This is a genomic window from Sulfuriflexus sp., from assembly GCF_032250955.1.
Classification (GTDB): domain Bacteria; phylum Pseudomonadota; class Gammaproteobacteria; order AKS1; family AKS1; genus Sulfuriflexus.
Genome location: NZ_JAVVES010000028.1, coordinates 25,034 through 31,667, shown reverse-complemented (window position 1 = coordinate 31,667; position 6,634 = coordinate 25,034). Strand labels below are relative to the sequence as shown.

Here is a 6,634-nt window from a genome sequence, read left to right as displayed (position 1 = left end):
ACGGAAGCAATCCTGTCCCTGTCACCGATAACACAAAGACTTGCAAAACGGGAGGAGACCATATACGGATTAGGAGTAGAGCGACGTAATCCGACGCCTGTCTTAGCATGCGCACGTCGGCTTACGTCATCTTCGATTCCTAAGCCGACCTACATATAAAGTGTTTTTCCCTGCGACCCTTGCGTCTTTGCGCCTCTGCGTCGGGCTTTTCAATCATCAATCCTGAATAATCAATCACCTTGCAGCTCGGCAAACAGACCATCAATGGCCTGTGACAGTTTTTTGGAGCGTTGCGGATTACGCAAGCCGGCAAACAGGGGGTCGCGCATACCGGGGATAAACATCAGGTCAGCCAGCATCTCGTTAAAGACCTCCTGGCCGTGACTGTTGTCGGCAAGCCGTTCCAGGAACAGCAGGCAGGTCTGTTCGTCGGTCAGGCTGTCCCAGGCACGGGCGGCTACCGCTGCCAGCAGCTCCACCTCGCTGCCCTGCTTGCCCTCCAGTAATTGCAACAACACCTGGCGTCGCTGTGCTGTGTCAGCAAACGAGACACCGCGGCATATCGCGGTTTGCACGGGCAAAGATGCATTAGCTTGCAAACGCGCCTGCAGGGCCTCCAGTACGCTAGCCGGCAGGCTGATGTTTTCCAGTGCATGACAAAGCGGTAGCAGTACCTCTTCGGGCAGCCCGGGGATGGCCATACCAAGCACGGCGGCATTATCGGACTCATCCAGGCGCATGGCGAAATCGGCGAGCCCCTGCACACCAACAAAGGCCCATTGCTCAAAACCCACCTTACCCTGAAAGTATTCGCATGCGTGCTGATAATAGCTGGATGCCGGCAGGCCGAGTGTTTTTGCGGCAAGGGCATTAAATACCGCCATGCGGTCTTCGCGGGGGCGAAATACGAGTGGGTTATCTTCCATGATATTGGGCGGGGCGGGTTTGTCCGGGTCCAGTCTTGCCTCGGCGATCTCGAACAGCCGGTGCAGAAAGCCATCCCGGGCCTCCTGCATGAGTTTGGCCTGTTCATCCAGGGGCAGGCGCAAGAACCAGATCGCCTGTTCGCTTTCCTGCCCGTCAGCCGGTTCGACCAGCGGCCAAAACGTTATCCCGAACCAGCCACTGCGTTGCAGGGGATACGGCCACGGCTGTTCCAGCTTTTCAAAGGCCATGAAATCGCTGACCGGCACCTCGACAATACGTCGCCCCAGGTCAAAGACACGGAACTGGTTGCCGGTTTGTTGCAGAAAGTCTGAAATTGTGTGAATCGCTTGCATGGAGAGCGCCCCGGGTGGCAACGAAAATTTTAATTATACCCGATAGACGGCATAAGCCGGAGGACAAGGCCTGTGTCAGACCGGAAACGTCCCGGGATTTTCCGTGCAAGCAGCCGGACCTCTACCTTAACCCTGGTCCAGGGGGGCCACGCCGGGCAAGACGATGGCCTACTCGGCTATCCACTCTTCGAGCGCGGCGATGATATTCTTCGCCTGGTCAACGCTGGAGATATTGAACTTCGATTTCTGGAAATATTCACCATTGCGTTTCTGGTAACGGCGAATTGTAAACTTGGGCGGGCCATATTCTTCCTTGCGCTTGTCCCAGTCCTGGAACTTGTACATGACAGTGGACCAGGCCCCCTTGGTCAGTACTTTTTTATCGAGCTGCTTTACCAGCACCTGCCCGTCTTCGGAATATTCAATGGAAAGGTCATCAACTGTCTCGGCCATGATCAACGGGTATCCTGTGGTTAAAAACTTGCGGCAAGAGTAACAGAAGCATGGTGCATGTTAATAGCCCGCCAGCAACAAGCGTGCACGCAGCCCCCATTCCGAACTGTAACCAACCTCGACATCGAATATCCGCCCTTGTGCATCAATGACATAGCTGGAAGGAAAACCGCGCACAGCATACATGCGCCCCAGTTCACCGTCTTCATCCACCAGTACCGGGGCCGTCAGACCGTGTTCCGTGACATAGGCCTGCACCGCCCCGGCATCACCTGACTGGCTGGCCACGCTGAGGACCGGATAATCTTCTGCAATCGCGTCGATAGAATCCTGTTCAAAACGACAAATCGAACACCAGCTGGCCCAGAAGTGTAACAACAATGGCTCGCCGCGATAGTCCGCCAGGTTGACCGGCCGCCCATCAAGCAGCACTCCCTGAATCGGCGGTGCCGGGCCACGCGGGGTATCGCGCGCCTGCCAGGCCTGCACGGCAAAATAAACCAGCAGGATCAAAATAATCTGGATAAAGAGATTGCGCCAGAAACGGCGACGTTCATTCTTCTTGTCGAGCGATGTCATGGCTCGCTATCATACGCATAACCGCCGGCCATTCAATCCGGATTGGGAAAGTTACCGGCATTGTGCATGATCCATTCCCTGGCAGCCTCCGTGGAGTCGATCTCGCGGCCCTGTCTTTCCTTTACCTTGCGCCGGTACTGTTCAATATGACAGATCTGTTCGACCATACGCACCGTATAAGAGTCGGCTGCGTTAAGGAACTCCACGCCCATGTCATATCCCTCGGCAAGCTCACGACACCAGGCTACGCGTGCGCGCACCTCTTTTTTACCTTGCGGGATGTGCACCGTCAGGCGCACAAGCGTGCCGGGCAAGATAGCCGCCTGGCTGCGGAAGCTCAGCCCGCCATGGCTGATATTGTTCAACCTCTCGGGGCTGTCCTCCGGGAACTTGTCCGGGTGAATTTCGATCGGTGTACCAGAGGGGTGTCGGATATACGCACGCACGCCAACTATCCTGTTGTAGCTGCCTGTTGGCAGCATAACCAAGTACATTGGTTATTACTACGCCGTCATTGATATGACTCTGTAAAAAGACAAAAGCCCCGTTATTACGGGGCTTTTGTTGAACCATTGGTCTTCAGGGTTTATTGAGGAACCACATTGGTTGCCTGCAGGCCTTTCGGCCCCTGCTCGACGTCATAGTTTACGCTCTGACCTTCAGCCAGGGATTTGAAACCGTCTGACTGTACAGCAGAGAAATGCACAAACACATCATCGCCGCCTTCGCTGGGTTCGATGAAGCCAAACCCCTTGGAGTCGTTGAACCATTTTACCGTACCTGTTGCCATAATCATTTCCTCGTGTGTTACTTGAACTTCCATGCAGAACGAAAGCGGCATTGCGTTACCAGTCATCGGCAGGTATTGCGTGTAGCCCATACCCCGTGTCTGCATTACGCCGAGTATAGCCTCTAATTCAATAATATTGCCAATAAGGAAATGCTTACATAAGGAGGTGCTAATGTAGCTGTATTATGAGACAGACGCCGCCCATTCAGCGTGGCTGACCACCTCACCCTGCAACAAGCGTAGCAGCAAAGGTTCGAGTTCCCGGCGTTGATGTTGTTCTGCATAGTACTGAAACGCTGCCCTGAACTGTGCACGCAGGCGACGGTTCAGCCCGGCATACTCACCGTCGTTAGCCGCAAAGTCTGTTTCCAGTTTCAGCGCCGCCTCCATGAGTGCGGCATGCGCGACCTGGCCACATTCCGAACCTCCCGGCGGATAGGCCGCCGCGGCATATTCACGGATCGCCTCACAGAGTATTGCCTGCAGGGGCGGCGGGCACTCGATACGGATCAGACTGGCCATAGTAAAATACCCGGCAAGTCAGAGCTGCGAGCGAACCCAGCGGGTAAGGCTGTTCAGATCCATGGCCCCGGCCTGATGGGCGACTTCCTGCCCGCCCCTGAACAAGGCGAGGGTGGGGATACTGCGGATGCCAAACTGCCCGGCCAGCGTCTGCTCGGTCTCGGTATTGACCTTGGCCACACGCACGTGGGGTTCGAGCTGCATGGCGGCCTCTTCAAAGACCGGTGCCATCATCTTGCACGGACCGCACCAGGGGGCCCAGAAATCGACCAGCACCGGGATGTCACTGCGGCCGATATGCTGCCGGAAATTCGTTGCCGTCAGCTCCAGCGGTTTGCCGTCAAACAGGGGCTGTTTGCACTTGCCGCACTTCGGTGCCTGCGTCAGGCGTGCAGCTGGCACGCGGTTCACCCCGGCACAATGCGGACAGACGATATGTTGAGCATCAGACATACGGGTTCCCTAGCGCATGGCGCGCAGTGCCTCGATCCGCTGTGTGAGCGGCGGATGCGACATGAATAATTCGCGGATGCCACCGGCCCGGCTACCACTGATACCAAAGGCCGCCAGTTGGTCGGGCAGGTCTTTGCCTGTCGTAGTCGCATGCAGACGCTCAAGGGCGGCGATCATTTTCTCGCGGCCAGCCAGTTTTGCACCGCCGGCATCGGCGCGGAATTCACGGTGCCGACTGAACCACATTACGATCATCGAGGCGAGGATGCCGAGTACCAGCTGGGCGATGATGGAGGTGATATAAAAGGCTGGACCGTGGCCGCGTTCAACCTTGAAGACGAGACGGTCTACGAGATGACCGATGATCCGCGAGAAGAAGATCACAAAGGTGTTTACCACACCCTGGATCAGGGTCAGGGTCACCATGTCGCCATTGGCGATATGGCTGACCTCATGCGCGAGCACTGCTTCCACCTCGTCGCGATTCATGTTGCGCAACAGGCCGGTACTCACTGCAACCAGGGCCGCATTGCGGCGCATGCCGGTGGCAAAGGCATTCGGGTCAGCGGAATCAAAAATACCGACCTCCGGCATGCCGATCCGGGCCGAACCCGCCAGGCGACGAACCGTGTGAAGCAACCAGCGCTGCTCCTCATCCCGTGGCTCGGTGATCATCTGCACGCCCATCATGCGCTTGGCCGACCACTTTGATATGGCCAGCGAGATAAACGAACCACCGAAACCAAATATGGCGGAAAAGACCAGCAACGCTCCCAGGTCCAGGTCTACTCCCTGCTCATCGAGCAGGCTCTCGATGCCGAGCAGCTGCAGGACGGTAGCGAGCACCAGCAGGACCGCTATGTTGGTGATCAAAAACAAGAAGATTCGTTTCATCTATAGGTCCTGCCGGGTAAGTAAAGTCAAATCCCTATATGGGGTATGTCCAACATCCTTTCAAGCCCGTGCATGGCAAGACCGATGAAAAGAGATCCACTCAAATGCGCAGGGCATGCCTGTCCGGCGGCAGTTGCAGGAAATAGCCCTGTTCGGTGAGCAGGCGTTTAACCTCTTCGATATCGGCATGCACGAGCCGCTTGCGGCTACCCAGATCCAGTTCCATGACCAGTTCCAGTTCGCCAAACATGCCTAACAGGGCCTCGGGGACGCGGGAGAAGTCATCGGCATGTTCTATATATAAGTAAGATTCGGGCTTACGTGGGCCCTTGTAGATCGCACAATGCATTATCGTTCCTGTTCAGTCATTCATTTCAATCCCGGCCAGCCACTGGCCAAAGAGCTGCTCGGCCAGGACATGGAGCGCCGCAACGCGTTCCTCGAGATCCCGGGTAATCTGTGTGGCAGCCTGGTTACAATCCCCCCCCTGCGCCAGGTCAGCGTGATAGAGGTCGGTCCATTCCCTGACCATGGCGGCAGTCATTTCGATATGAAACTGCAGGGCCAGGGTCTTGCCACATACATAGGCCTGTTGACGGTAACAGGCGCTGCCCAGGATCAATTCGGCATGCGGTGGAAGGGTAAAGGTTTCACCGTGCCAGTGAAAGGCGAGTATCTCCGTACCCAGGCCACTTAACCAATGCCGGCTGGCGAGGCCCTCTACCGGCTGCAGAAGGTGCCAGCCAATCTCCTGCCCTGCAGCTCCCTCATGGACTTCACCACCCAGTGCCTTGCTCAGTAACTGGCTGCCCAGACAGATACCCAGCATAGGCAGGCGCTGCTGCTGGGCCTTCCGGATGAGGGCGAGTTCGTCGTCGATCCAGCCGTTGCGGTCATTGGCACTCATCGGGCCACCGAGGAAGACCAGCCCGGCCACATCATCGAGCCCGGCCGGTACGGCATGCCCCTTGTCAATACAGACGAGCTCGTAGGGCCATTGGAGACGATCCAGCAGCGTACCTAGATAGCCCGGCCCTTCACAGGCCACGTGCCGGAAAAACCGGATCGGTTTCATGTTAAGCATCCATCTTCTCTACTCATGACGATATAATAGCGCCTATGCATAACAGACTCACATCTCTGCGTCACCTGCTGCTATTGGTTTTCGTAACCTTAAGCGGCTGTGTCGTCCTGCCCCTGCACCACGACAGTATCGAGGACCCGGCCCTGCTCGAAATCAGGACGGCCTTTGCTCGCACCGTGGAACAAACCCTCAATGATCCCGAACAACAATGGACCAGTGGCTGGCTGGGGAACATGTGGATCAATTTCCACGGCGATGACAACCGCGGCCTGTGCTACGAATGGAAGTACCGCGTGCATGCCGGGGTGCAGGAAACCGTGCAACGCGTCGGCTGGCAGGCAACCGCTATCGTCATCAACCGCGGGGCAGCGCATGAACATCATGCCGTGGTCGTGTATGACCCTGCACAGGTTAGTGCCGGGAAGCTGCTTGCCGCCCGGCCTTCTGAACCTGTTTATATCCTCGATGCCTGGCGCCAGGGGCAGGCGGATATCTATACGATGCATGACTGGCTACAGTTGCCCATGTCGGTGTCCGTCGCCGCCGAGATTATCCCGGTCCAGGCACCGCGCTAGGAAC

General features: G+C 56.8%; 11 protein-coding genes. 1 reads left to right on the top strand and 10 read right to left on the bottom strand.

What is annotated here, in order from left to right:
• Positions 1 to 230: 230 nt before the first annotated feature.
• The 10 genes from RQ738_RS07055 to RQ738_RS07010 form a co-directional block, all read right to left on the bottom strand.
• Positions 231 to 1,280, bottom strand: a complete 1,050-nt coding sequence (locus RQ738_RS07055; protein ID WP_314163337.1) for a DUF3549 family protein — start codon at positions 1,278 to 1,280, stop codon at positions 231 to 233.
• Between the two features lie 168 nt (positions 1,281 to 1,448).
• The gene (locus tag RQ738_RS07050; RefSeq protein ID WP_314163335.1) at positions 1,449 to 1,733 is read right to left on the bottom strand and encodes a hypothetical protein; all 285 of its coding nucleotides are present in this window, start codon (positions 1,731 to 1,733) and stop codon (positions 1,449 to 1,451) included.
• Positions 1,734 to 1,793: 60 nt separating this feature from the next.
• Complete coding sequence (locus tag RQ738_RS07045; RefSeq protein ID WP_314163333.1) at positions 1,794 to 2,312, bottom strand: protein disulfide oxidoreductase; 519 nt, start codon at positions 2,310 to 2,312, stop codon at positions 1,794 to 1,796.
• Between the two features lie 32 nt (positions 2,313 to 2,344).
• Positions 2,345 to 2,758, bottom strand: a complete 414-nt coding sequence (locus RQ738_RS07040; protein WP_314163330.1) for a PilZ domain-containing protein — start codon at positions 2,756 to 2,758, stop codon at positions 2,345 to 2,347.
• Positions 2,759 to 2,898: 140 nt separating this feature from the next.
• On the bottom strand, positions 2,899 to 3,102 hold the full coding sequence (locus RQ738_RS07035; RefSeq protein WP_314163339.1) for a cold-shock protein: 204 nt from the start codon (positions 3,100 to 3,102) through the stop codon (positions 2,899 to 2,901).
• Between the two features lie 183 nt (positions 3,103 to 3,285).
• Positions 3,286 to 3,624 carry a hypothetical protein gene (locus tag RQ738_RS07030; protein ID WP_314163328.1) on the bottom strand — a complete coding sequence of 113 codons (339 nt, stop codon included), beginning with the start codon at positions 3,622 to 3,624 and terminating at the stop codon, positions 3,286 to 3,288.
• A gap of 18 nt (positions 3,625 to 3,642) precedes the next feature.
• Positions 3,643 to 4,077 (bottom strand): thioredoxin TrxC, encoded by a 435-nt coding sequence (gene trxC / locus RQ738_RS07025; protein ID WP_314163326.1) that lies wholly within the window; start codon positions 4,075 to 4,077, stop codon positions 3,643 to 3,645.
• 9 nt (positions 4,078 to 4,086) lie between these two features.
• Positions 4,087 to 4,971, bottom strand: a complete 885-nt coding sequence (htpX, locus tag RQ738_RS07020; protein ID WP_314163325.1) for a protease HtpX — start codon at positions 4,969 to 4,971, stop codon at positions 4,087 to 4,089.
• A gap of 100 nt (positions 4,972 to 5,071) precedes the next feature.
• Positions 5,072 to 5,320: a YcgL domain-containing protein gene (locus RQ738_RS07015; RefSeq protein ID WP_314163324.1), complete on the bottom strand. Its 249-nt coding sequence runs from the start codon at positions 5,318 to 5,320 to the stop codon at positions 5,072 to 5,074.
• Between the two features lie 12 nt (positions 5,321 to 5,332).
• Complete coding sequence (locus RQ738_RS07010; protein ID WP_314163318.1) at positions 5,333 to 6,046, bottom strand: type 1 glutamine amidotransferase; 714 nt, start codon at positions 6,044 to 6,046, stop codon at positions 5,333 to 5,335.
• 44 nt (positions 6,047 to 6,090) lie between these two features.
• On the opposite strand from RQ738_RS07010, the gene RQ738_RS07005 reads away from it, so the two are divergent.
• Positions 6,091 to 6,630, top strand: coding sequence for a hypothetical protein (locus RQ738_RS07005; protein WP_314163313.1), 540 nt, complete (start codon positions 6,091 to 6,093; stop codon positions 6,628 to 6,630).
• The last annotated feature ends 4 nt before the right edge of the window (positions 6,631 to 6,634 follow it).